This is a genomic window from New Jersey aster yellows phytoplasma, from assembly GCF_002554195.1.
Lineage (GTDB): Bacteria > Bacillota_I > Bacilli_A > Acholeplasmatales > Acholeplasmataceae > Phytoplasma.
This window is the reverse complement of sequence record NZ_MAPF01000019.1, coordinates 1-24,337: the sequence shown is the minus strand read 5'-3', so window position 1 is coordinate 24,337 and position 24,337 is coordinate 1. Positions and strand designations below refer to the sequence as shown.

Annotated in this window: 18 protein-coding genes and 6 pseudogenes; 4 read left to right on the top strand and 20 right to left on the bottom strand. The window is 29.2% G+C overall.

Going from position 1 to position 24,337, the window contains the following annotated elements; genetic code table 11:
- Window positions 1-81: 81 nt before the first annotated feature.
- Together BBA70_RS03740 and BBA70_RS00820 are read left to right on the top strand one after the other, a co-directional pair.
- On the top strand, window positions 82-600 hold the full coding sequence (locus BBA70_RS03740) for a DUF2963 domain-containing protein (RefSeq protein WP_308495554.1): 519 nt from the start codon (window positions 82-84) through the stop codon (window positions 598-600).
- Window positions 601-625: 25 nt separating this feature from the next.
- Window positions 626-1,033, top strand: a pseudogene (locus BBA70_RS00820) (IS3 family transposase); the annotation flags it as partial.
- A gap of 287 nt (window positions 1,034-1,320) precedes the next feature.
- Here BBA70_RS00820 and BBA70_RS00815 read toward each other — a convergent pair.
- From BBA70_RS00815 to lysS, 19 genes and pseudogenes are all read right to left on the bottom strand, one after another.
- Window positions 1,321-1,776, bottom strand: a complete 456-nt coding sequence (locus BBA70_RS00815) for a hypothetical protein (RefSeq protein WP_252861464.1) — start codon at window positions 1,774-1,776, stop codon at window positions 1,321-1,323.
- 132 nt (window positions 1,777-1,908) lie between these two features.
- A complete protein-coding gene (locus tag BBA70_RS00810; protein WP_252861463.1) occupies window positions 1,909-2,523 on the bottom strand; it encodes a DnaD domain protein in 615 nt (204 codons plus the stop codon).
- A gap of 10 nt (window positions 2,524-2,533) precedes the next feature.
- A pseudogene (rnc, locus tag BBA70_RS00800) lies at window positions 2,534-3,246 on the bottom strand (ribonuclease III).
- A 5-nt stretch (window positions 3,247-3,251) separates the two neighbouring features.
- Window positions 3,252-4,340, bottom strand: coding sequence for a phosphate acyltransferase PlsX (gene plsX / locus BBA70_RS00795; RefSeq protein WP_011412425.1), 1,089 nt, complete (start codon window positions 4,338-4,340; stop codon window positions 3,252-3,254).
- A gap of 1,069 nt (window positions 4,341-5,409) precedes the next feature.
- A complete protein-coding gene (locus tag BBA70_RS00790) occupies window positions 5,410-6,177 on the bottom strand; it encodes a TatD family hydrolase (protein WP_011412423.1) in 768 nt (255 codons plus the stop codon).
- Between the two features lie 433 nt (window positions 6,178-6,610).
- The gene (lpdA, locus tag BBA70_RS00785) at window positions 6,611-7,984 is read right to left on the bottom strand and encodes a dihydrolipoyl dehydrogenase (RefSeq protein WP_011412422.1); all 1,374 of its coding nucleotides are present in this window, start codon (window positions 7,982-7,984) and stop codon (window positions 6,611-6,613) included.
- Between the two features lie 21 nt (window positions 7,985-8,005).
- Window positions 8,006-9,259, bottom strand: a complete 1,254-nt coding sequence (locus BBA70_RS00780) for a dihydrolipoamide acetyltransferase family protein (protein ID WP_011412421.1) — start codon at window positions 9,257-9,259, stop codon at window positions 8,006-8,008.
- A gap of 190 nt (window positions 9,260-9,449) precedes the next feature.
- Complete coding sequence (locus BBA70_RS00775; protein ID WP_011412420.1) at window positions 9,450-10,424, bottom strand: alpha-ketoacid dehydrogenase subunit beta; 975 nt, start codon at window positions 10,422-10,424, stop codon at window positions 9,450-9,452.
- Window positions 10,425-10,426: 2 nt separating this feature from the next.
- Window positions 10,427-11,518: a pyruvate dehydrogenase (acetyl-transferring) E1 component subunit alpha gene (gene pdhA / locus BBA70_RS00770; protein WP_011412419.1), complete on the bottom strand. Its 1,092-nt coding sequence runs from the start codon at window positions 11,516-11,518 to the stop codon at window positions 10,427-10,429.
- Window positions 11,519-11,816: 298 nt separating this feature from the next.
- Window positions 11,817-13,493: an ABC transporter ATP-binding protein gene (locus tag BBA70_RS00765; protein ID WP_252861461.1), complete on the bottom strand. Its 1,677-nt coding sequence runs from the start codon at window positions 13,491-13,493 to the stop codon at window positions 11,817-11,819.
- Window positions 13,494-13,704: 211 nt separating this feature from the next.
- Window positions 13,705-15,627, bottom strand: a complete 1,923-nt coding sequence (pheT, locus tag BBA70_RS00760; RefSeq protein ID WP_252861460.1) for a phenylalanine--tRNA ligase subunit beta — start codon at window positions 15,625-15,627, stop codon at window positions 13,705-13,707.
- The gene (locus tag BBA70_RS00755) at window positions 15,539-15,826 is read right to left on the bottom strand and encodes a hypothetical protein (RefSeq protein WP_252861459.1); all 288 of its coding nucleotides are present in this window, start codon (window positions 15,824-15,826) and stop codon (window positions 15,539-15,541) included. The genes pheT and BBA70_RS00755 overlap by 89 nt, the downstream gene beginning before the upstream one ends.
- Entirely contained in the window at window positions 15,781-16,170 is a 390-nt protein-coding gene (locus BBA70_RS00750) for a hypothetical protein (RefSeq protein WP_252861458.1), read from the bottom strand. The genes BBA70_RS00755 and BBA70_RS00750 overlap by 46 nt, the downstream gene beginning before the upstream one ends.
- Window positions 16,157-17,188, bottom strand: coding sequence for a phenylalanine--tRNA ligase subunit alpha (pheS, locus tag BBA70_RS00745; protein ID WP_011412416.1), 1,032 nt, complete (start codon window positions 17,186-17,188; stop codon window positions 16,157-16,159). The genes BBA70_RS00750 and pheS overlap by 14 nt, the downstream gene beginning before the upstream one ends.
- Before the next feature lie 68 nt (window positions 17,189-17,256).
- Entirely contained in the window at window positions 17,257-17,478 is a 222-nt protein-coding gene (locus BBA70_RS00740; RefSeq protein WP_252861457.1) for a hypothetical protein, read from the bottom strand.
- Between the two features lie 385 nt (window positions 17,479-17,863).
- Window positions 17,864-18,446: pseudogene (locus BBA70_RS03895) on the bottom strand (asparagine synthase-related protein); the annotation flags it as partial.
- Between the two features lie 43 nt (window positions 18,447-18,489).
- Complete coding sequence (gene dnaE, locus BBA70_RS00730; protein WP_252861456.1) at window positions 18,490-20,535, bottom strand: DNA polymerase III subunit alpha; 2,046 nt, start codon at window positions 20,533-20,535, stop codon at window positions 18,490-18,492.
- Between the two features lie 47 nt (window positions 20,536-20,582).
- Window positions 20,583-21,239: a PHP domain-containing protein gene (locus BBA70_RS00725; RefSeq protein WP_252861455.1), complete on the bottom strand. Its 657-nt coding sequence runs from the start codon at window positions 21,237-21,239 to the stop codon at window positions 20,583-20,585.
- Window positions 21,240-21,352: 113 nt separating this feature from the next.
- Window positions 21,353-22,797, bottom strand: a pseudogene (gene lysS / locus BBA70_RS00720) (lysine--tRNA ligase).
- A 723-nt stretch (window positions 22,798-23,520) separates the two neighbouring features.
- Here lysS and BBA70_RS03650 point away from each other — a divergent pair.
- Together BBA70_RS03650 and BBA70_RS00715 are read left to right on the top strand one after the other, a co-directional pair.
- On the top strand, window positions 23,521-23,649 hold the full coding sequence (locus BBA70_RS03650) for a hypothetical protein (protein WP_274376783.1): 129 nt from the start codon (window positions 23,521-23,523) through the stop codon (window positions 23,647-23,649).
- 6 nt (window positions 23,650-23,655) lie between these two features.
- Window positions 23,656-23,877, top strand: a pseudogene (locus tag BBA70_RS00715) (single-stranded DNA-binding protein); the annotation flags it as partial.
- 295 nt (window positions 23,878-24,172) lie between these two features.
- Here the strand turns inward: BBA70_RS00715 and BBA70_RS03645 are convergent.
- Window positions 24,173-24,336 (bottom strand): annotated as a pseudogene (locus BBA70_RS03645) (sigma factor); the annotation flags it as partial.
- Between the last annotated feature and the right edge of the window lies 1 nt (window position 24,337).

Sequence of the window (24,337 nt, the reverse complement as noted above, 5' to 3'; positions counted from 1 at the left end):
TATGAAAACCAATAATCAAAAAAACCAAAAATCAAATCTTTATAATTTGTATGTTATTTATTTCAGTCTCTATTATTTTTTATTTTAATAATTTTATTATTAGTTAATAACAAAATTCAACCTAAAACTTATGATCAAAATCAACATAATTTAAACTCAAAAACTGATATCCCACAAGAACAAGAAAACTATAATATAATCCTTAATAAAATTGATAAAGAAGTTGATAAATTAACACAACAACAAGAACCAACTATATCAGAAAAACAACCACCAAAAATTAAATATCCACCTAAAATATACTACAACCGTGCTGGCACAACAATTCATCATATTAATGAAATTAATCAAGATACAGGTAAATATAATAAAGTGATTCATTATCAACCCGATGGAAAAGCAATAAAATATATTGCCGAACGTGACCAAGATACAATGTTATTTATTAAAAAATCAACTCATTTTTATGATGATGGCAAAACAATTAAATTAATAACAGAACATAATAAAAATAAAGACTTATTAATTAAAGAAACTTATTACAACCAAGATGGAACTATTAAAGAAACTAATGAATATAAAGACGAAGATACATATTGATTAATTAAAGAAATAAAACCCTCCAAAACCATTTACCGACATCAATTATTTCAAAACTCACCAAGGTTTTTTATATTTTTCTTTCATCATAAACTCTTTTAACAACCAAATAACCGTTTCCTACACTTCAAAAAATCAAAATAAAGAATTAATTTTAAACCCCATCAAAAAAATTACCTCTATTAAAAGAACCTTGTATAATTCATTCCAATCAAAGAACATTTTATCAATATTTAAAATCCCAACAACTTTTAAAAAAAAGTTTTCAATCAGCATGTCAAGAAAAGCTACTACACGTGATAACGCCGTAATTGAAAACTTTTTCGGCTAAATGAAAACTATCTTAAAACATAAACATCCTTTTTTATTTCAAAAAACCAACGAAAAAGTTAAAAAAATAATCAATTATTTCTCTAAATTTTGGAACAATTAATCAATTTTAGCTAAATTAAATTATTTATCTCCTTCTCAATATTCCCAAAATCTTATATAAATTATATTTTCATTTTATATGGGAGTTTTCACTTTTTTTACCTAAATGTATAACGTAAGGACAAAATATTTTAAAAAATATTTACTTAGTTTGAAAAGATATTAAATTATCTAATTTAATTTTTTAGTCTTAAAGAATTTTTAAAAAGCAACAAAAAAAAGTATCTAAACTTTTGGAACAGCGTATATGGATAATAAAAATACCCTTAAAAAGGGTATTTTATTTAGTTAAATTATTAACTTTTCTTGGAGGTTTTTGGTGTTATCGTTTTGAAATAATTTTTTAATTTCTTTAAAGGTATCATCAGTTGCTTTATCATCCGGTTCTATTTTTTTATAAGCATTGTCTTTTGCTTGAACAATTTTGTCGTATAGGTCTTTTACTGCTGGGTATTCATCGCTGGTTGATTCTTTATAATATTCAATTATGTGTTTATTTACTGCTTCTAAATTAGTTTTAATGCTCGCAAGTTTAGAATTAACATTGCCTTTATTTTCTTCTTTTTTTAACTTTTCAACTGAATTATACAAATTATGAGCTGCTTGTTTTGCCCAAACTTTTTTAGGAGAAAGCCAGTTAACAGGATTAAAAGAAATATAAAATCCTAAACCTACATAAAGAGTAACAGTAATAAAAATAGCGCCAGTAATGATTTTTCCTCGTTTATTTTCTAAAAATTTCATCTTTTTAATTCCTTTGATAGTTATTTTTTCATAAATAAAATAATTGAAATACTAAAAAAATAATTACATAAGTAATTATAACACATAAAAAGAGTAAGATTGACTTTTTGTTTGTTAAAATTAAGTGTTATTTTATTTTTTAAAAAGTTTTGCTAAAGCTTTGTCTGCTTTTTCATCAGGTACAACTGTCAAAAATTTCTTTTTTCCAAGCAAAGTATTGATGTAAAAAACAGAAGTTTTTTTAACACAAAGGGCTTCTTCAATTGTGTTTTTAATTTCTTCATGACTAAATTCTTGGTCTTGATACCAATTTCTAACTAATTCTAATTCATTAGATGTAAGAGTTTGTCCTTTGTTTTGCTCTAAACATTCAATAGTTTTTTGGATTAAGGTAAGTTGGTTTTGGTGTTTGGATTCGCGAATTTGGTCTTGATAGATTTTTTCTAGCTTGGCAAAAGTGGGGTGCAGTGAAAAAACTTCAATAATTTTATGGTTTTTGGTTTCTTGCGAAAGGTCAAAAAAATCCTTTGACATCAATTGTTCCAAAATATGTTCTACTTCTTTTTTAGTGATCCCTGCTTTTTTGGCTAAGGCGTTGGAAGAAAAGACACGTTTTTTGGAAAAATCTAGCAAGAATAGCAAAATAGTTAGTTCAGGGTAAGTTAACCCTAATTTTTGATACTCTTGGATTAACATTTTTTCTACTTGTAAAAAACCATCTTCGTAAAGTTTTTGAAAAATAACCATATTATTATTATTAAAGCTCCTTTTCTTTGACGCCTTTGTTTTTGATTAGGTCTTTGGTTTTGGCAACTTTGGACAATGCTTGTTGGGCTGCTTTTTGCTCAGCGGATTTTTTAGTGCTACCTTCACCTGTTCCTAAAAGATTTTTTTCTAAATAGACTTCTGCTACAAAATTTTTAGAATGAGCAGGTCCTTGTTCTTGGACTATTTTATATTGGATAGTTTTTTTTCTGACTGAACTATTTCTTGTAATTGAGTTTTAAAATCAATAATATAAATAGTTTTGGCTAAGTGAGGTAAGACAATATTATGAAAAACTTTTTTGGCTGTTAAATATCCTAAATCAAGATAAATAGCACCAAATAAGGCTTCAAAAGTGTCTGCCATAATGCCTTTAGCATTAAAATCTTTGTTTTTTTCACCTTTACCTAAAAGAAGATAATTTTGCAATTCAATTTTTTGAGCGTAGATGGTAAGCGACTTTTCGCACACAGCCTGAGCTCTTTTTTTAGTCATAATGCCTTCGTCTTCTTTGGATTGGGAATAAAGATAGTCAGCCATAAGTAAGCCTACGATGGCATCTCCTAAAAATTCAAGTCTTTCGTTGTCTTCTTGAGGTGGGGTTTGTTCGTTAGAATAAGAGCTATGTGTAAGAGCCTGTTTGTAAAGGACAAGGTTTTTGGGAAAAATATTGAGGGTTTGAAAAAGAATTTGGATGTTTTTCATAAGTATTAGCTTTCTTTTGTGGTTTCGGAGGTTTTGGGATTTATAGTTGATGTTGATATTTTTTTAGTTTGGTTTTCTTTGTTTTTGGCAATTTCTAAGGCATTAGCAATTTTTTGATTTACTTGGGCTTTAATTAGTTTTTGAGTTTGTAAAATAGCTTGGCAAAAAGCGTAAGATTGGGAAGAACCGTGAGCTTTAATAACAATTTTGTTAAGTCCTAAAAGCATAGCTCCTCCAATTTGGCGTGGGTCTATTTGGTTTTTTAATTGTTGTAGAGGTTTTTGAAACAAAGTTTTAGTGGCAATTTTTTTGATAAAATTTTTAGTAAGGATATTTTTTAAGTGGTTCATGAAATTAAGCATTGTTCCTTCATAAGTTTTTAAGGCAATGTTGGCAGTAAATCCGTCACTTAACAAAATATCTGCTGAAGTTGTAAGAAGGTTTTGAGGTTCTTCATTGCCGCCAAAATTAAGATTAGAATCTTGCGATAAAAGTTGGTAAGTTTCAAGTTCCAAAGCTCTTCCTTTGGTGGGCTCTGTTCCGATGTTAAGTAGTTTTATTTGAGGATTTGGAATTGCTAAAATTTCTTTGGCTATAATGGTGGCATAATTTGCAAAAGTGTGCAAATGCTGGGGTTTTAGTTCGGTGTTAGCTCCTGCATCTAGCAAAATTCTTGTTCGATTATCAAATGAATTAAACATAGGGGCAATGGCAATTCTTTTCATTAAAGGCATTTTTTTAAGAATAAGATGACTTGCTAAGATCAAAGTTTGGGTAGCGCCCGCTGAAACTACTCCTTGAACCTCGTCTTGTTTGGCTGCTTCAAGAGCTAAAAATAAAGAAGTATTAGGAGTGGTTTTCAATTGGTCTCTTATATTTTTGTCGGCTGATCCTAAAAAATAAGGCGTGTGTTTGATGATAATTTGTTTGTTTCCAAAAAAAGGAGTTTTTTCAATAAGTGGAGTTATTAATTTTTGATTGCCATATAAAAAAACTTGAAGTTCTGTATTTTTATTTAAGGCAAGCAGGGTTCCTTTGACAATTTCTAATGGGGCAAAATCGCCTCCCATGGCATCTATTGCTATTTTAATCATAAAAACTCCTTTCTTTTGTGTATTGTTTTTTAAAATTTGATTTTGTTTTTGTAGATTAAATTGTTTTGTTGGTAAATGAAACTTTTGAGTTTTTTAAGTTTGGTTTTTAAAAAAATATTTTATTTTTGCCAAATCAAAATATAAAGAGGCAAAAAATAAAAATGGAAATAACCAATAATTTGGTTGTTTATTTTATGAAGTGTTGAAAAATTATAATTAATTATAATAAATTACTTTGATAATAATTATCTTCTAGCCTTTTTGAGTTAAAATTTCAGAAAAAGTATTATCAAAATAATTTTAAAGTTGCAATTAGCAAGTCTTGGCAAAAATGTAGCAAAAATAAAGAAGTAAATAATGCCATCAAAGTTTGGTTTACAAATAATTATAGAAATAAAAAGATAATTTAGAACAAATTAATGATAAATTTATTGAAAATAATTTTTTTATCAAAATAAAATTTATAATAATTTGCTATAATAATAAATGAAATGTTAAATAAAAAAACTACATTAAACAGTTCAATATTATTTTATCATATTAGGAGATAATTTCATTATTTTAAGTTTTTAAGTAAGGGATTAAACTTGAAAATTAACGATTTTATCAACAAAAAATTGTAAAAGGAAGTGTTAGAAAATGGAATGCATGCAACAAGCAACCGAAGTTAAAAATTTTTATTTAGAAGTAAAAGTTAGATATTTAAAAAAAATGGTAGTTCAAAAAGACAATGGTTTGCTACTAATGTTTGTGTAGGAACTGTTAATTGTAAACAAAAATATGATGAAGTTCTTATCAATTTTACTCATATTGATGCTGATAATCCTGAGTTTTTCTTGCAACCAGGACAAGTTATTAAAGTGTTAAAAGGAAAAGTTAAACAAAGTAAATGTGGTACTGTTCCTGAAGTTTGGTTAGATGTAGATAGTTTTCGCCAAACTGATGAAGAAGAAAAAAGTAAAATCAACTTCGTATAAGCGGAGTTGATTTTTTTATTATATAAGGGATTTTTTTGAGTGTGATTTTGAATTATTTTATATTTCAAATATTTTTGGATATACCAAAAATATTAAAAAAAATTTTTATTAAAAAACAACTTAGCTACATTATTACTTGTTTGAGTAGCAACATATTGCAAAGAAATATTTCTTAATTGAGCAATTTTTTGGGCAATTAATTTGATATGAGAAGGCTCATTGGTTTCATTTTTAAATGGATAAGGAGTTAAATAAGGACAATCAGTTTCTAATAAAATTTTATCTAGAGGAATAGTTTTTGCAATTTCATGGGCAGCTTTGGCATGAGGATAAGTAACAACTCCTCCAATTCCAATGTAAAAACCTAGTTCCAAAGCTTTTTGGGCTTCTTCTAAACTAAAAACTAAACAATGAAAAACTCCTCTAACTTGATTGCGATAAGGTAGTAAAATTTGATAAATTTCTTCAAAAGATTTACGTGCATGAATAATGATAGGTAATTTATATTGGATAGCAATTTTAACTTGTGCTTGAAAAAACTTTTTTTGGATAGCTAAATTATCTTGTCTGTGATGAAGATCAAGACCAATTTCTCCTATAGCAACTGTTTGCGGATGATTGAGGTATTTGATGATGCTTTCGGGAGTTTCTTGGGAAAAATCAGAACAAGGATGAATCCCAAAAGCTACCATCGCTTCTTTATATTTATTAGCAATTTCATAGGCTTTTTGGTTAGTTTTTTCATCCATGCCTATAACAATCATTTTTTTGACGTCATTATTCCAAGCTTTTTGAAAAACATCATCTAATTTATTTTTATATGTTTTAAGATTGAGATGAGTGTGAGTGTCTATTAACATTTTTTATGTATTCCTTTTTTTTGATTTTAAGGGGTTGGGAGATTGTTATTTTTGTTGTTATTTTTGTTGTTATTTATAAGTTTTAAAAAATGGTAAAAAATAAATAAAAGGCAAACTTAATGCCCAATATTTATCTGGGATTATAAATATTTTGGCTTTTTTCGAGAAAAGCTATGGCAAAATCTGCAAATAATAAGATAAAAAATAAAACTTTTCTAATGTTATATTTAGTGATCATTATTTATCATCTCCTTTTATTCGAAAATATTTGAGGATTTAATATTTATATTTCGATTCACCTTTATTTTAGTTTCGTCGTTTTATTTCGATTCATTTCCTTATTCTTATTTTTATTTTCATAATTGAATCATCACCCATTTAAGGAAAAAGAACCTATTAAAGGTTCTTTTTTTGTTCAAAGATCAAAATATAATTATGAATGAATTGGCTTATCAACGGCTCCTAAAAGAGCTTCAAAAGTAAGTTCTGATAAGGTAGGATGAGGATGGATTGCTTGAGACAGTTCATAAGCAGTTCCTTCGAGTTCCATTCCTACAGCCATTTCACTAATTAATTCAGTAGCATTGTAAGCATAAATATGCATTCCTAAAATTTCTAAATGTTTTTTGCAAACAATTAATTTAGCAAAGCCTTCTTTTTCACCTTCAGCTAAAGATTTGCCAACAGCTCCGAGAGATATTTTAGAAACTTTATAATCAATTTGTTTGTCTTTGGCTTGTTGTTCGGTCATACCAATAGAAGCAATTTCAGGAAAACCATAAATACAAGCAGGAACACGGTCATAGTTAATGGGATTTACTTTTTGTTCTAAAGCGTGTGTTGCAGCTACAATGCCTTCATGACTTGCCACGTGAGCTAACATGTATTTGCCGTTTACGTCGCCAATAGCATATACTCCAGGAATTGAAGTTTGACAAAAATTATCAGTTTGGACGCTATTGCGGTTAAGTACTAAATTTAATTTTTCTAAACCCGCAAGATTGGCTTTAGTACCTACAGCCATTAAAATAACATCCGAAGTAATTGTTTTATCAGTTCCTTTTTGAGTGTAGGTAGTTCGATTTTCATTAATTTTATTTACTTCTACTTGAGTCATAATTTGGATGCCATCTGCTTGAAGTTTTTTAGTGTATGCAACAACAACGTCTTGATCCATACCATTTAGAATAGTATCTTTCCTTTCTAAAATAGTCACTTCGCTACCAAAAGAATTAAAAATAGTTGCAAATTCTACTCCAATAACACCGCCTCCTACAATAGTAACTTTGGAAGGATAGCTTTCGAGTTTTAGTAACTCTTTACTAGTTTTAAGAATTCCTTTTTGATAAGCTTCTTGGGCGCCTGGAATAGGGGGAACAAAAGCGGTACTGCCTGTTGCAATAATTAATTTTTTGGTGTATAATAAGTTAGTTTCTACTTGGACCTCACAAGGAGAAAGAACACTTGCAAACCCATGATAAAAATCAATTTTATTTTTTTTAAGGAGGAAAGATATGCCTGTAGTAAGTTGAGCAACAATTTTATTTTTGCGTGATAAAATGGAGGACCAATCAAAAGAAATGCCGTTTTGTACTTTAATTCCAAAATCAGAACAACGTTTTATATCTTTATAAATTTTAGCACTTTTTAAATAAGCTTTGGTAGGAATACAGCCGTAATTAAGACAAATACCACCTAATTTATGTTTTTCTACTAAAGCAACTTTAGCACCAATTTGAGCAGCTTTAATGGCAGCAACGTATCCACCAGGACCTCCACCAATCACTAAAACATCATAATTTTTCATAATTTGCCTTTGGTCTTTCTATTAGGATAAAAGCAGTAAAGTGGGAGTATTTAGTAATTCTTTAACGCGTTTTAAAAATCTACCGCCATCAGCGCCATCAATAATACGGTGGTCAATTGCTAAGGAAAGAGGAAGCATGTCTGCAATTACAATTTGATTGTTTTCAACTATAGGTTTTTTGGTAATTTTTCCTACTCCTAAAATAGCTAATTCAGGGTAATTGATAACTGGAGTGCCGTAAGTAATATCGATAGAACCAAAATTAGTGATAGTAAAAGTACCGTTTTGCAGTTGATTTAATTCCACTTTTCTTTCGGTAGTGGATTTGGCTACTTGTTGTAATTGTTGTGCCATTTCTAAAAGAGTTAATTTATTAGCATCTTTGATGTTAGGGACGATTAGACCGTCTTTGGTATCAACTGCTACTCCTAAATTAATGAATTTTTTGTAAGTAACTTCTTCTTTAACGTCATCATAACTAGCGTTAAATACTGGGAATTCTTGTAAGGCAATCGCTACTGCTTTCATGATGAAAGCCATAAAAGTTAATTTGATTCCTTGGGATTGTGCTTGATCTTTGGCTTGTTTGCGTAGTGTTACTAAAGCAGTAATGTTTACTTCGTCCATTATAGTAGTTTCTGGGATTTTGCCTTTGGAAAGAACCATTTTTTGTGCGATGGCTTTTCTGAGGCGAGAAATTTTGACTACTTCTGTTTCTTGGCTAGATGCGGCAAAAGTTGGAGTTGGTTGTTCTTTGACAAAAGAGTTTGCTGGTTGGATTGGTTGTGGTTGCAAAGGGTTAGTTGTGTTCTGTAAATCTACTTTTAAGATTTTTCCGTTTTCGCCTGTTCCTTTAATTGTTGTAAGGTCAAGTCCTAGTTCTTTAGCTAGACTTTTTACTAATGGAGTAGCAAGTACTTTTTGAGGCGGTAAATAAGCTTGTAAGGATGTTTGTGTTTGTTGGTTGTCGTTTTTTTCTTCTGTTGTGGTTTCATTAAGATTTTGAGAAGAAAAATTTTTAACGTCTGTATCAGTGTCGCCTGGCTCTTGGATTAAAACGATAGTGTCTCCTACACAAATAACTTCGCCTTCTTTAAGGTCTCTTTTTAAAATTTTTCCTGCTACAGGAGAAGTTAGTTCTACGTCTAATTTGTCAGTTTCAACTTTAACTAAAACATCACCTTCTTTTACTTGGTCGCCCACTTTAAAAAACCATCTTGTAATTGTGCCTTCATGAATGCCTTCGCCGACATCAGCAAATTTAAATTCAAACATATTTTTATCTCCTTGATTATAATGCAGTTTGTTTAGGGGTTTATTTGTTTTTTAATTTTATTTTGGTTTGTGATTGTGGTTTTTAGTTTTTGATTTAGATATATTATATTTTTTAATTTGGAGGAAGTTTTAATGTGTTGTTTTTTGAGACAAAAGGGGTTAGTTTGTCTTTAATATCTTTTTTGCTATCTTATTCGCAAACCACTTTTTTAATAGCATCAGCTATTTTTTCAGGGCTTAAAAACTGATAATGTTCTGCTTTTGCTAAAGGCATCGTGATGTCGTTTCCAGTAACTCTGGAAGGAGCTGCATCTAGGTATAAGAAAGCTTGTTCGTTAACTAAAGCGATCAATTCTCCTGCAGGTCCGTAAGTTTTACATGCTTCATGAACTACTAAAAAGCGTCCAGTTTTTTTCACAGATGTAATTACAGTCTCTCTATCAATAGGATTAATAGTTCTTAAATCAATTAGTTCTACGGAAACATTAGGATCAAGTTGTTTAAGGGCTAATAGTGTTTCTGGTACCATCGCTCCCCAAGCTACAACTGTAATGTCTGTTCCTTCTTGAACGACTTTGGCTTTACCAATTTCGACTTCATAGTCTGTTTCGGGAACTTCTTGACGGAACCCACGATAAATTCTTTTAGGTTCCATGTAGACTACTGGATCAGGGTCGTTAATAGCAGCCATTAATAATCCTTTAGCGTCGTAAGGGTTAGATGGAATAACTACTTTAAGACCAGGAACAGAGCCTAAAATTACTTCTAATGATTCGGAATGATGTTCTAAGGATTTTACACCTCCACCAACTGGAACTCTTACTACCATAGGTACTGTGTAATTACCACGACTACGGTTACGAAAACGGGCTGCATGGGCAAATAGGTCTTCTAGTCCTACAAAAATAAAACCATCGAATTGGATTTCTGCAACTGGTCGCATGCCGTTAATGGCAAGTCCGATAGCACTTCCGATAATAGAAGATTCAGCAATAGGAGAATTAAAAACGCGAGTTTCTCCGTGTTTATCTTGTAAACCTTTAGTTACACGGAAAACACCACCTAATTTTCCTACATCTTGTCCAAAAATAACTACTCTAGGATCTTTTGCTAACTTACTATCTAAAGTTTGATTAATTGCATCTAGTAATGTCATTGAAGCCATTATTATTTACCTTCCTTTGTGTTGAAAAAAGCTTTGCATTCTTCGTATTGTTCTTCTAATTGAGGAGTCATTTTTTCATAAGTGTATGCAAAAATATCTTTAATATTGATGTTGTTGCCTGTTTGTTCTACTTTTTGGTGTGCTAAAATAACTTCTTCTTGGGCTTCTTTTTCAAACTGTTCTACTTGTTTTTGAGTTAGATAACCTTTATTCATCAAGTATTTTTGAAAACGCACAATTGGGTCTTTTTTGCGCCACTCTAATTCTTCTTCTTTGCTACGGTAAACAGAAGCATTGTCGTTAGTAGAGTGTGCTTCTAAGCGATAAGAAACATTTTCAATTAAAGTAGGACCGTTTCCTTTGCGTGCTTCATTAAAAGCTTCTTGGGCTGCTACATAAACAGCTAAAATGTCGTTGCCGTCTACTTGAATACCAGGAATTCCACAAGCATAACATTTTTGAGCTAAAGTTTTAGCTTTCGATACTTTGTTACGAGGATTAGAAATGGAATAATGGTTATTTTGAATAAATACTACTAATGGTACTCCAAAAACAGCAGCATAGTTAAGACCTGCATTAAACTCTTCGTGTGCAGTTCCTCCGTCTCCAATAGTTGCAATAGTTACTTCTTTTTTATTTTGCATTTTACTTGCTAAGGCAAGTCCTGCTCCTAAATTAACACTAGATCCAATAATAATGTTAGTTGGTAAAATACGCAACTTAGGGTCTAATTGGGAACCTTTTTCGTTGCCATACCAGTAAAGATAAAATTTTTCTAAAGAAACTCCACGGTAAAGAAAAATTCCTGCATCACGATAATAAGGCGATACCCAATCTTGGGGTTCTAAGGCAGCAGCGACACCTACTTGAGATGCTTCTTGCCCTGAGTTAAGTAAATAGTTACCCATACGTCCTTGGCGTTGATATTTTAAGGCTGCTAAATCAGCTTGTCTACCTAAAACCATTGTTTTATACATTTTTAATAAAACATCTTTAGATATTTTTGGTTCTAATTCAGGTTGAACAATGTTGCCATTTTCGTCAAGTATTTGGAATTGTTTACCTTTTAGGGGGTCGTACACATTCGTTAACATTGTAATACTCCTTATTTTATTTATATTGGTTTGGTTTTTGATTAAATGTATATATATCTTCATTGTGTTACTAAATATAATTAATTTAGTGTTATTTGATAATATACATCTACACTTAAATTGTACTTGAAATTAAGATAAATGATAAAACAAAATAATGAAAATTGTAAGTTTAAGATAAAAAAAATACCATATATTTTAATATATGGTATTTCAATTAATATTTATTTATTGTTGATGATGTCAACTGGTTTTTTGTTAGACAATTTATAAATAATTAAAGATATAAATAGTAGAGTTACAAAAAAATATAACTGAATGTTAATAAATTGAATAAAAAGACTCTTACAAAAGGATTAAAGGCATAAAATGACATATTTCCCCATCTAGCTAAAACATAATATTTGTTTTTAAAAACAGAGTTGAAATATTTATCTATTATGGGTTGTTTCCAATTTTCCAATTTTTTATTTTCATATTTTTCGCCATATGCTTTTAAAAGTTCTGCTGTTTTTTCTTTTTTTGCCTCTTTATAATATGTTAAAATTTCTTCTACATTTTCAAAATCTTTTAATGGTTCCATTTCAAAAGATGAAAAAAAGTATGATAATGAACTGAACTTCATTAAAAATAATAAGAAAAATACAAAAATTAAAACCATTTGGAAAAAAGCAAAAAAGAATGCTTCTACTACAAAAATTTTACCAACATTAACACCATTAGAACCCAAAACTCTTAGAATACCCATTTTTTTATTTTGAATTTTTGCACTCATAGAAAAATAAAGCATAACCATAGCACCAGGAACGAATAAAATAAACAATATAGTCCATTTATTATTTATTACATCGCGAATACGAAAATATACATTTACTTCGCCTAAAACATCATAAAATATTTTTATTTCTTCTAATTCTTCTTTCATCATATATTGATGATTATAATAATTTTGATTTTTGCTTTGTTTTTTTAAATCTTTTTCTATTTTTTCATCTAGTAATTTTTTCATATGAAAAAGTTTTTTTTCGGCTCCTACAATTTTACCACTTAATGTAGGAAAAGTAGTCAAACCAAAAAAACTAGCTGCAATAGTAGTAATTAAAACTGATAATATTAAGAAAAGCTTTTTATTTTTAAAACTCTTTAAAGCAGACTTAGCAAAAAACGAAAAAGGCAAACGACTAGGAAAAGATACAAAATCAGTATCTTGTTGTAATACTTTAGTCTCATCAGTTTTATCAAAATTTTCTAAAGCGGGATTCCCAGTTAAGTTTGCAATCATTTCAGATGTAAGAACTTGGCCTTCTTTAAATACTAGCATTTTGTCTTTGATTTTTTTAGTAGTGTCTTTCTTTCTGGTCATATCTGATAAGACTTTACCATCTTTACATTCTAAAATACGATCAGCATATTTATAAGCATTTTCAATATCGTGAGATACAATAACTACTAATTTTTCTTTACTTAAATTTTGAAGCAAATCAAAAACTTGGGTTCCTGTTTCTGAATCTAGATTTCCTGTAGGTTCATCAGCAAAGACCATTTTAGGATTTTTCACCAAAGCACGAACAATAGCAACACGTTGTTTTTGGCCTCCTGAAAGTTCATTAACTATTCTATTTAGAAATGAAACATCCAACCCTACTTGTTTCATTAAATCATTAATTAAGGTAAAATCTGGTTTTTTATTTTGTAATTGTAATGCTAAGACGATATTTTCAAATACATTCATATCTTCTATTAAGTTGAATTCTTGGAAAATAAAACCAATCATTCCATTACGATAATTATCTAAATTTCTTTGATTAAAAGTTGTAATAGGAACTTTGCATACTTCAACTACACCGCTGTTTGCAACATCAATTCCTGTTAAAACATTTAATAAAGTAGATTTACCAGAACCTGATTTACCTAAGATAAAAACCATACCTTTATCAGGTAATTTTAAAGAAACTTCTTTCAAAGCCATCGTCATGTTACCGCGTTTAGTAACGTAAATTTTACTTAAATTTTTGACATTAAAGATTTTTAAAGTCTCCTTTTATTTACTTTGTTGATTTAAAAAAAAATTTATAATTATGCAAGTGTAAAAAATTTAAAAAGGGGTAAAAACTAATTTAATAACACAATTATTTTATCAAAATTGTTATATGCATATATACTTAAAAAAACAATATAATTCCATTTTATCTAATTTCAATGCGAAAGTGTTTAATCAAATTATAAGTAATTTTTTTCATGCAATGTTCTACGTCTTGTTTTTCTAAGTTTTTATCTAAGTTATTGAAAAAAAATCTAAGGGCAAAGGATTGTTTTTCTTTGGTTGTAGGCGTTTGATAAACATCAAATAATTCACATTTAATTAAATCAAAAGGAGTGGTTTGTTTAATGATTTGTTCGATTTGATAAAAGGAATATTTGGTATCTACTAAAAAGGATAAATCACGAATAACAGTAGGAAATTTAGGGATTGGTCGGAATGTAAGTGTTTTTGTAGTGTTAAGAATTTCATCCGATAAAAATAGTTCACAAAGAAAACTTTCTTTTAAGTGGTGTTTGGCATTAAGTTGGGGATGAGTTTTTCCGATGACTCCTATTATTTGGTTGTTAAATAATAAATTGGCTTGCATTCCTGGATGAAAATTGCTATGTTTTTGTGTTTTTTGATAAGTAAGGGTAATACCTAGAAAAGAACTAATTTTTTCAAGGATGCCTTTGGTAACAAAAAAAGAACTTGAAACATCTTGTTTGTGCCACAAAGTATTTAAGAAATTGCCACTCAAAACAAAAGCAAGACTTAATTTTTCTTGGTTGGGAAAATAAGCTTTTCCAATTTCAAAAAAAGCAGTATCAAAGGTTTGTCGTTTGTGCTGATAGCTTAAAATTTCTACTAAACTACTTAACAAACTTTGTCTTAAAATCATTTTGTCTTGTGATAAAGGATTCATTATTTTGATAAAGGGTTTTTGAGGAGCAAAAGCTTCAAACATTTCGGAGCTAATTAAACTGTAAGTAATAGTTTCATAAAATCCTAAATTAACTAAGAGTTTGCGCAATTCTCTAATATTTTTTTGTTTCAAGGTTAATTTTCCTTGAGTGGGAATTTGAATTGTTTGGGGAGGTAATTTATGACAACCATAAAATCTAGTCAAATCAGAAATGACATCTTCTTTGATTTTGACATCATAACGACGTAAAGGCGCTTGGAGGTTTAATTGTTCATTTTTGTTCTGTAGGGTTAAATTTTTTGGTGTATGTATTTGGTAATCGAGGTTTAATAACCAATTTTTGATTTGAGTAGGGCACAAAGAAAAGCCAATTTTTCTTGTAATAAAATCAAGATCTAAAGAAATAGTGGGATTAGTGCGGATTTTTTGTTTTGTAATTGTGGGCTGGTAAGTAATTTTGGCATTTGCTAAAGTGACTAAAAGTTGGCATGCTTTTTGAAAAGCTAAAGGAATAAGATTTTGGTCAATGCCTCTTTCAAAACGTAGGGAACTTTCGGTTTTGTTTTTGAGTTTTTGACAAGTTTGGGCAATAGTTTGGGGCGAAAAATAAGCAGCTTCAAGAATAATTTTGGTAGTTGTAGGTTTAATGCTGCTTTCTAAAAGTCCTACAATACCAGCTAGAGCAATGGCTTTTTTGCCATCTGTAATAACTAAATCATTTTCATCTAAAACAAAATCATTTTGGTTAAGAGTTGTAATAGTTTCTTGTGGAAAGGCTTTTCTAACTTTGATTTTTTGTATAGTGCCAGAATCAAAAGCGTGTAGGGGAATGCCGTATTCGATTAAAATTAAATTAGTGATGTCAACAACATTGTTGATGGGGTTGATGCCTGATTGTAGGAGGGTGTTGCGCAACCATAAAGGAGAAGGTTTGATGGTGATGTTTTCAAGAATGCAAACGTTATATTCATAACAACTATCGCTTTCAATTTGGACTTTTAAAGGAGATTGAGGTAATTTTGCAAAAAAATCGGGGTTTAATTTGGGAGTTGTTTTTCGGTTTGTTTGGTCTTTACTGTTTTTTGTTTTGTAGTTGATTGTTTTTTTTCTTTTTTTTATTGGAGTTTTGAGAAGCCAAAACTGCTTGAAGATCTTTGGCAAAACCTATGTGAGATAAAAGATCACCACGATTGGGAGTAATTCCTAATTCTAAGATAAAACCATCCATTCCTAAAGGAATTAAAGCATTACTTCCCAAAGCAATTTGGTCGTTGGGGTCATCAAAAAGATAAATTCCTTCTTGTTCTTGGGGAGTTAAAAATTTGTTACTAATGCCCAATTCTTCCAAAGCACAAAGCATCCCTTCCGAAAAAACTCCATAAATTTTTTGTTTTTAAGGGTGGAGTTTATACCTTCCAAAAAAGAACCTTCTGAAGCTACAATAACCTTTTTGCCATTTTGTAAGTTAGAAGCTCCACAAACAATTTTGACCACTTTTATTCCGATGTTAACTTCTACTAAATTTAATTTTTGGGAGTCTTGAATTTTTTGAAAGTTAAGAATTTGTCCCACCACTAAATTAGTGTTTTTGGATAGGGGGGAGAACTTTTGTACTTCGGTAATATAATTGTTAGTTAATACAAAAATATTTTGCGAAAGGGGTTGCAAAAGATGGTTTTTTAAAATATTTTCAATAATTTTCATTGTCGGCGTTCCTTGCAAATTGTTTTAAAAAGCGAATATCATTGGCATAAAAATATCTAATATTTTCAATTTGATATTTAATCATAGCAATTCTTTCAATACCTATTCCAAAGGCAAAACCTTGATATTTTTCAGGGTCATAATTGGCGTTTTTAAGAACTTGGGGATGAACTAAACCAGCTCCTAAAATTTCTAAATATTCTTTGGTTCCATCTTTTTTGGTAATTACTAAATCAACTTCAATACTTGGTTCGGTAAAGGGAAAATAAGACGGTCTTAAGTGAATTTCTTGAGAATTTCCAAATAATTCTTTGGTAATGAGTAAAAGAGTTTCTTTGAGAACGGAAAAATTAATGTTTTTATCAATTACAAGCCCTTCGAGTTGCATAAATTGATGGCTATGGGTAGCATCATCATCGTCTTTGCGGTAAACTTTTCCAGAAGAAATAATTTTGAGGGGTTTTCCCTGGCGAGCTTTCATTTCTTTAACTTGGATGTTGGAAGTATGTGTTCGCAAAAGTTTTTGAGAATCAATATAAAAAGAGTCTTGCATTTCTCTTGCGGGATGGCCTTTGCCCATGTTGAGCATTTCAAAATTATAAAAAAGGGTTTCGATTTCGTTGCCTTCTTTAATTTCATAGCCCAAAGATAAAAACAAATCTTCAATTTTTTCAATGATTTGATTAAGGGGGTGAGTGCTTCCTTGGCAAAAATTAAATGCTGGTAAAGTAGGATCAATTTCTTCTTGGAGTATTTTGGCGTTTAGTTGGTTTCTTTTTAAAGTTTCTTTTTCTTTTTGTAAAGTGAAAATAATTTCTTGTTTTAAAAAGTTAATTAACTTGCCTGCAACTGATTTTTGGGCATGAGGGAGGTTTTTTAGTTCTTGGGTAAGTTCAAACAAGATACCTTTTTTGCCTAAAAATTCTTTGTCTAAGATCATTAATTTGTCTAAATCATATTTGTTTTTTTGTAAACTGGTGTGGAATTGTGCGATTAATTTTTTGATTTTGGTTTGCATAAAAATGATTACACTTTCTTTATTTTGGAAATTAAAAATATTAGGGTTCAGGATTAAAATTAAAAAAACTACATTTGAATTATCGAAATAATTTGTCCTTTAGTAAGTAACGATAGCCACATTCCTAAGGTAGATCCTAATAAAACTCCTAAAGAAACACCAAAAGATCCTTTTTTTAATCCTAAAATAGTGCCTCCCAAAAACATTCCTGCTACCATTGCTGTTAAATGTAATTGGGTGGTTTTTTGGTAAATATCTGTTTGAGTAGGTTTGCTTAAATAAATTGCCAATACAACAATGACAATAGAGTTAAAAATAATGCAATTGCTTAACAGTTTGCTACTTAAAAAAGTTTTTTTGGGTGGGTTAGTTTGGGGAAAATTGTTTTTTTAATTAAGGCTTTTCTTGTTTTTTGGTTCATATAAATATCCTTTCTGGGATGAAAGTTGTAAAAATGTATGTTAGAAATGTTTTCAAAATATATAATTTGTGATTTTTGATTTTGGATTATTTTTTTATTTTATATTTGGTTCGCACAAAACAATTAAAAGAGAAAAATAAAGTTAAGTTGGCGATTTTTTTAATAAAATTTATTTGTCCTTATAAGCTTTATTATGAGCTCCTAATGCAACGCGTCCTGAAGGATCTTTTATTTTTTAAAAAGCTTTTTTTTCACAAAGGAAATAAGGTTTCAAAAATTTCGCGATAAATATAGCCTTCTTTATTTGTAGGAGTATTATAAAGAAAAGGAACATAAGTATTTTTTTTAATTACATATCTGTGATTTTGGTTTGGGCAAGTTGTTTTAAAGCATCAATCCAACTGTAGTCTACTCCATCAGAAAATTATTCTTTTTGACGCCTTTGCTATTTATGCAGCACATTTTATCTTTGGGATTGAGTCTCATGGCAACATCTAAAAAGTTTTTGTTTAAAAAAGATGCTCACACCTCTGCTCCCCAAACACTCATTGTTTTGTTGTTGGATCATGCACAATCATATAAATGTAATTAAGCTAATTTGCGGACTGTTTCTTTGTATAATTATGGAGTATTAGGAGCTTTATGGAAATATAGAAAACCTCCAAAAATTTCATCAGCACCTTCGCCAGAAAGAACCATTTTAACACCCATAGCTTTAATTTTGCGAGCGCCATTAAATGCATATAAAGGAATTGATGCGCGAATAGTTATAATATAATGCGTTTCAATGTGATAAATAACATCTTTTAAAACATCCATGCCTTTTCTTGAATAGTAAAATTAATTTAATAATGTGTTTGTATTTATAATAAAATAATATTTAAGATTTATTTTTTTGATTGATTAATAAATTATGAAGTCCAAACCCTAATGCTTTTTTTTGTTTAATGACGAGTTCTTGTAAAGGCAATTCTGGGTGTATTTCAGGTTCGTAGTCTGAATATGGATAATATTTAACTTCTTTTAAATCTTTGTTTTGTTCCAAAGTATTGCGGTTTAATCCCATTTTATCAAAGGCACCTGCAAAAATTAAATTAGTTAATAAAGGTTCAGTGAGGAAAGGAAATAATTGTTGTTTAAACGTTTTAAAAGAATAATAAAGTGGAGATTGTGAAGTTTTTGTTAATTTTTGGTACTCTTTAATTAAATTTTTTTGTTTTTTCATTAATTCTTGGCAAAAAGAAACATTTATTCCTTTAATAATGGTAAGAGGCAAAAATAATTTATTGTCCTGAAAATAATATTTATCTTGGCTACTAAATATATGGGGTGGTTCTATAATGATTCCTTTTTGGATAACTTCTTTTAGCAAAATTTCTGTTTGGGATGTATCCCCAATAGCATCATTTAATAAAGTAATTACAAAAGCAATAAAATGATTGGCTTTTAAATAAGCCATACGATAACTAATTAAAGAATAAGCGACGCTGTGACTTTTGTTAAAACCGTAATTGGCAAATTTTAAAATATAATCATAAATTTTATAGGCTATTGTAAGGTCACGTCCTTGTTCTTTGCTTTGGGCAATAAAGTTGTTTTTTTCTTGCAATAATAAATCTTTTTCTTTTTTGCTAATAGCTCTTCTAAAAAGGTCTGCTTGGGCAAGACTGTATTTGGCAAAGACAGCTAAAATTTGCATAATTTGTTCTTGATAAAGAATAATGCCATAAGTGGGTTGGAGGATAAAATCAATCAAAGGACTAAAAAAAGTGGTAGTTTTTTGATGGCGGTTTTTTAAAAACATATTAAAAGAATCGATGGGTCCTGGTCTGTTTAAGGCAAGTAAGGCAATTAGGTCTTCGAACTTTTGGGGCATCATTTTTTGTAAAAAGATTTTGGCGTTGTAAGATTCTAATTGAAAAATACCTATTGTTTTTCCTTGTTGCAACAACTCAAAAGTTTTTTTGTCGTTTAAAGGTATTTTAAAAAGACTAAATTTGAAGTTATTTTTTTGAATGGCTAAAACCATTTGATTTATCAAAGTAAGACTTCTTAATCCCAAAAAATCTATTTTGAGAAGTCCGATTGATTCAAGGTCAGAGGCTTCCCATTGGGTTTGTTGTAAGTTATTGTGAGTGCCTTTTTGTAAAGGAATAATTTGATAAAGAGGGATTTGGCTTAAAATAATTCCTGCTGGATGGGTCCCTGTAAAGCGTGGCATTCCTTCGATATAAGATGCCATTGTAAGTAAGTTTTTCATTTGCAAATCCAAAGTTTCTTTTTGATAAGTGCTTTTTTTATCCAAATATGCCAAAACACGTTTGGTTTGGAATTCCTTTACTGTGGGCATAAATTTCACTAATTCATTAATGATGGCTTTTTGACTTACAAATCTACCAAAAGTAATAATACTTGCTACGTGTTTGGTGCCGTACTTTTGACAAACATATTGAATAATTAAATCCCTTGTATTGTCTGGAAAATCAAGGTCAATATCTGGCATATTTTTTCTTTGAGGATTTAAAAAACGCTCAAAAATAAGTTCATATTGTAAAGGATCAATTTCTGTAATTTGTAAACAAAAACACACCAAAGAACCCGAAGAAGAGCCTCTACCAGGGCCTACTAAAATACCTTGTTTTTTGGCGTATCTTACAACATCACCTACAATTAAAAAATAATTATCATATTCCATATCAGCTATAATTTTTAATTCTTGATCTAGTCTTTGTTGGTATTTCGTATATTTAGGGCTTTTAAAATTAATATATTGGCGTAAACCTTCATAAGATATTTGTTTTAAGTAATCTTTGGCAGTTATTTTTTGGGGTTGTAAAAAATCAACAAAGGAAGGCAAAAAAAATTTTTGTGGTAAATAATTTTGATATTTAATAGAAAAGATTAATTTTTTTAAATAAATAAACATTTTTTTGTGTGTTTGGGCGTTGTATGTGCTATCAAAATTATCTTTGGTTAAAAAAGATAAATCAGTTTGGTTGTCGTTTTTTTATTTTCCATTTGTGTAAGTATTTGATAGGTTGGTTGGGCTTGAAAAGTATCATAGCAAGTTTTATTAACTGGTACATAAGGAATTTGGAAGTGGTTTGCAAAATCAATGATGTTTTCAGAAAGTAATTCCAAAAAGGAATTTTGATAAGAAATACCCAATACAAGTTCGTCAAATATTTTTAATAATTGAGTAGATATTTGAAAAAATTTATCTTTTTGGTCGCGGAAAAAGATTTCATCAAAAAAAGGATTTTCTCCAGGAATCAAAGTAAACAAACCTTTTCCTAAATTAGCAATTTTATTTAAGTTAATTTGGGGTGTTTCTTTATTTTTAATAATAGTTGAAATTTGAATTAAATTTTTGATTCCTTGGTCGTTTTTAGCATAAATTAAAAGTGTTGCTAGTTGATTGTTGTGAAAAAAATTTATTTTAAGTCCTAAAATAGGCTTGATTTGGTATTTATGACATAATTTTAAAAAAGTTGGCATGCCATATAAATTATCATCACTCAAAGCAACAAAATCATAATTATTTTCTTTGGCTTTTTGCACCAAAGTTTCTAAAGAATTAAGACTTTGCAATAAGCTATAAAAACTTTGCAAATAAAAAACGCCTCTCATAATTACACTTCCTTGCTGGCTGAAAAATAAAAATATTCTTGTTTTGGTTGATTTATTTTAATTCTGATGATAAATTAACACATCAAAAAAATGATTATTTTAATGGTTATGTATTATATGAATTTATTTTGATTTTTACAATGCGGAAATAAAATAACATCACGAATATTTGCAGTATCGGTTAAAAGCATAACCAAACGATCAATTCCCATTCCAAGACCACCAGTTGGAGGCATGCCATAATTAAGGGCGTTTAAGAAATCATAGTCCATGTCATTGGCTTCTTCGTTGCCTAATTGTTTTTGTTTTAATTGGTTTAAAAAGCGTTTTTCTTGTTCGATAGGGTCGTTAAGTTCTCTAAAAGCATTAGCAAATTCCTTACCTACGATAAAAAGTTCAAAACGGTCAGTAAAACGAGGATCAAATTCATTTTGTTTTGCCAAAGGGCTTATTTCCAGTGGATGTCCGTAGACAAAAGTAGGCTGAATGAGGGCATTTTCTACGTATTTTCCAAAAAAAGCCTCAATGATATGTCCTTGACTAAAGTGGGGCATAACTTCAATTTTGTGTTTTTTTGCCAAAGAAAGGCATTGTTCCAAGGTAAAATGGTCTGTAAAATCAATTCCTGTTTTTTCCTTGATTGATGCAACCATACTTACTTTTGCAAAATGGGAAAAATCAATTTCTTGGTTTTGGTAAGTAAATTGCAACTTGCCAAAAATTTTTTGGACTAATTCTTGTAAGCATTGTTTTGTTAAGTCCATAATATCTTGCATATCAGCATAAGCCAAGTAAGCCTCAATAGTGCTAAATTCGGGATTATGTGTGGCGTCAATTCCTTCATTTCTGAAAAGACGTCCAATTTCATAGACTTTATTCATCCCACCAACAATTAATTTTTTAAGGGGCAATTCGGTGGCAATTCTCAAGTAAAAATCACAATTAAGAGCGTTGTGATGAGTGATAAAAGGTTTGGCAGAAGCGCCTCCCAAAGTTGGTTGTAAAATGGGGGTTTCTACTTCTAAAAAGCCTTGATTATCAAAAAAATTTCTAATGTATTTCATAATCAAACTGCGAGTTAAAAATACTTGTCTTGTTTTTTCGTTTACGATTAGATCAACATAGCGTTTTTTTCTCATATCTTCGCGATTTTGCAAGCCATGAAATTTGTCAGGTAAAGGTTTTAGAGCTTTGGTAAGGTGAATAAATTCCAAGGCTTTAATGGTTAATTCTTGCGTTTTGGTTTTGAATAAAAACCCTTTGATGCCTATGATGTCTCCTAAATCACAATTTTGATAAATTTGAAAAGCATCTTTTCCCACCAAATCCAACTTTACATATGCTTGTATTCGAAAATCAAAATCTTGTAAATGCAAAAAACCCGCTTTGCCTTGTCCTCTTTTTAAAACAATTCTACCAGCTACACAAACATTGATTTGTGATTGTTCGAAGGCTAAACTATCTTCTTTTTGGTATTGCAAAATAATTTGTTTGATGGAATGAGAAGGGACAATTTTTTTTCCAAAAGGATCGATATTTATTTTTTTAATTCATTCATTTTTTGATGTCTAATAATTTCTTGTTCGCTTATTTTTTTTTCATTTATATGTTCCTTGCATAATTTTTTTAAACATTTAATCTTTATTATACCAAAAAAACTTGGTTTTTGATGATGTTTTTGGAGTAGTAGGGGGGTTTTTTGTGGTGAAATGAAAAAATTTTATTTGGTGATTGGAAAAAGCAAAAAAAGTTAATTTGAATAAAATCAAAAAAGACAATCATAAATAATGCTTTTGAGATTGGTAATTGAATTTTACAAAATTAAAATTGTTTGTTTTTAGTTGATGAATTAAAATGTGAAATCAAAATATTTTTAAAAGAAATGATTTGCAAAAAAAGATAATTTTTAAAAGGATGTTTTTAAAAAGTAAAAAGTGTCTAAACTTTTGGAACACCTCAATGGAATGCAAAATAAAACAAAAACATATAAATAATAAAACATAAATTAACAAGTCACACAAATAAATAATTACTTCATTTTTAAATAAAAAACTTATTTTATTCATAATTGCTATTTTAAATAACTATCATTTTTAAATAAGTGCTTTTTTATTGCAAATAATAAATAAAATAATAAATTTTCTAATTTTGGATTTTCTAATTACAAATAAGAATTAATAATTTTTTAAAAAATCAAAAAAATATAAAGGAGTAAAATTGCATTTATTTTTGTTGTTTTTTTATTATAGGAGGGTTAAGTTTCTAACAGAAGAGTAAAAAAATGATTCTCAAAGTTAAAATATTTTTTTGGGAAACTATTTTAGGTGATGAAACTTCCAATTTAAAAACTGAAATTAAAGAAGTAGATTTAGGACTGTGTTCTAATATTCTGGGCTGTTCAGTTTTTTAGATACTTTTAGATTTCCAAATAGCTGTAAATAATAAAGATAAAACTCAATTCATTCCATGTGTTATTTTTAGAAACCAAGCTGAAAATATGAGTATGTATTTACATAAAGGTTCAAAAGTATATTTAGAAGGAACGTTGTCAATTGAAAAATATACCAATAACGAAGGCGAAAATAAAACTGCTACTAAAGTAATAGTTCAAAAAGTTATTTTTATTTATTTAATTTAGTGTTTGGTGGGATAAGTAAAGAAATTTTGGGCTAAAGAGTTTCTGTACATATCAAGAGGTAAAAAAATACTTTCTTCCCCTATTAAACGATTAAATATATCTTTTTTATTTCTTCTAAAGTAGTTGAATCGTCTAAAATCCAATTAATAATAGCTATTTGAAGAAAATCATTTCTTATTTTATCGGCAGGATTTAATACTTTTACTTTAAAAATATCAAAATCTTCTTTTCTGTATTCTTCTTTTACTGATATTTCTTGTTTTTGTTCTGTATCAATATTATAAACATTACAAGCAAAAGTATTAGCTAAATCTTGGTAATTATTTAGAGCTTTTATTAATCCTAAAATCCCTTCTTGATATAATTCCTATTTAGTTAAAGATTTAAGGTAATGTTTAAATTGATAAACTAGTTTTTTTACCAAAGAGGTAAATGAAGTTCGATTAATTGATTACGAATC

Coding starts and splice junctions, on each gene's coding strand:
- BBA70_RS00815 (WP_252861464.1), bottom strand. CDS start 1,776: ATGAAATTTTTAGAAAATAAACGAGGAAAAATCATTACTGGCGCTATT.
- BBA70_RS00810 (WP_252861463.1), bottom strand. CDS start 2,523: ATGGTTATTTTTCAAAAACTTTACGAAGATGGTTTTTTACAAGTAGAA.
- plsX (WP_011412425.1), bottom strand. CDS start 4,340: ATGATTAAAATAGCAATAGATGCCATGGGAGGCGATTTTGCCCCATTA.
- BBA70_RS00790 (WP_011412423.1), bottom strand. CDS start 6,177: ATGTTAATAGACACTCACACTCATCTCAATCTTAAAACATATAAAAAT.
- lpdA (WP_011412422.1), bottom strand. CDS start 7,984: ATGAAAAATTATGATGTTTTAGTGATTGGTGGAGGTCCTGGTGGATAC.
- BBA70_RS00780 (WP_011412421.1), bottom strand. CDS start 9,259: ATGTTTGAATTTAAATTTGCTGATGTCGGCGAAGGCATTCATGAAGGC.
- BBA70_RS00775 (WP_011412420.1), bottom strand. CDS start 10,424: ATGGCTTCAATGACATTACTAGATGCAATTAATCAAACTTTAGATAGT.
- pdhA (WP_011412419.1), bottom strand. CDS start 11,518: ATGTTAACGAATGTGTACGACCCCCTAAAAGGTAAACAATTCCAAATA.
- BBA70_RS00765 (WP_252861461.1), bottom strand. CDS start 13,493: ATGACGATGGCTTTGAAAGAAGTTTCTTTAAAATTACCTGATAAAGGT.
- BBA70_RS00755 (WP_252861459.1), bottom strand. CDS start 15,826: ATGCTTTGTGCTTTGGAAGAATTGGGCATTAGTAACAAATTTTTAACT.
- BBA70_RS00750 (WP_252861458.1), bottom strand. CDS start 16,170: ATGAAAATTATTGAAAATATTTTAAAAAACCATCTTTTGCAACCCCTT.
- pheS (WP_011412416.1), bottom strand. CDS start 17,188: ATGCAAACCAAAATCAAAAAATTAATCGCACAATTCCACACCAGTTTA.
- dnaE (WP_252861456.1), bottom strand. CDS start 20,535: ATGTTTATTTATTTAAAAAAATTAATCTTTTCTATTAAATATCAAAAT.
- BBA70_RS00725 (WP_252861455.1), bottom strand. CDS start 21,239: ATGAGAGGCGTTTTTTATTTGCAAAGTTTTTATAGCTTATTGCAAAGT.
- BBA70_RS03650 (WP_274376783.1), top strand. CDS start 23,521: ATGATTCTCAAAGTTAAAATATTTTTTTGGGAAACTATTTTAGGTGAT.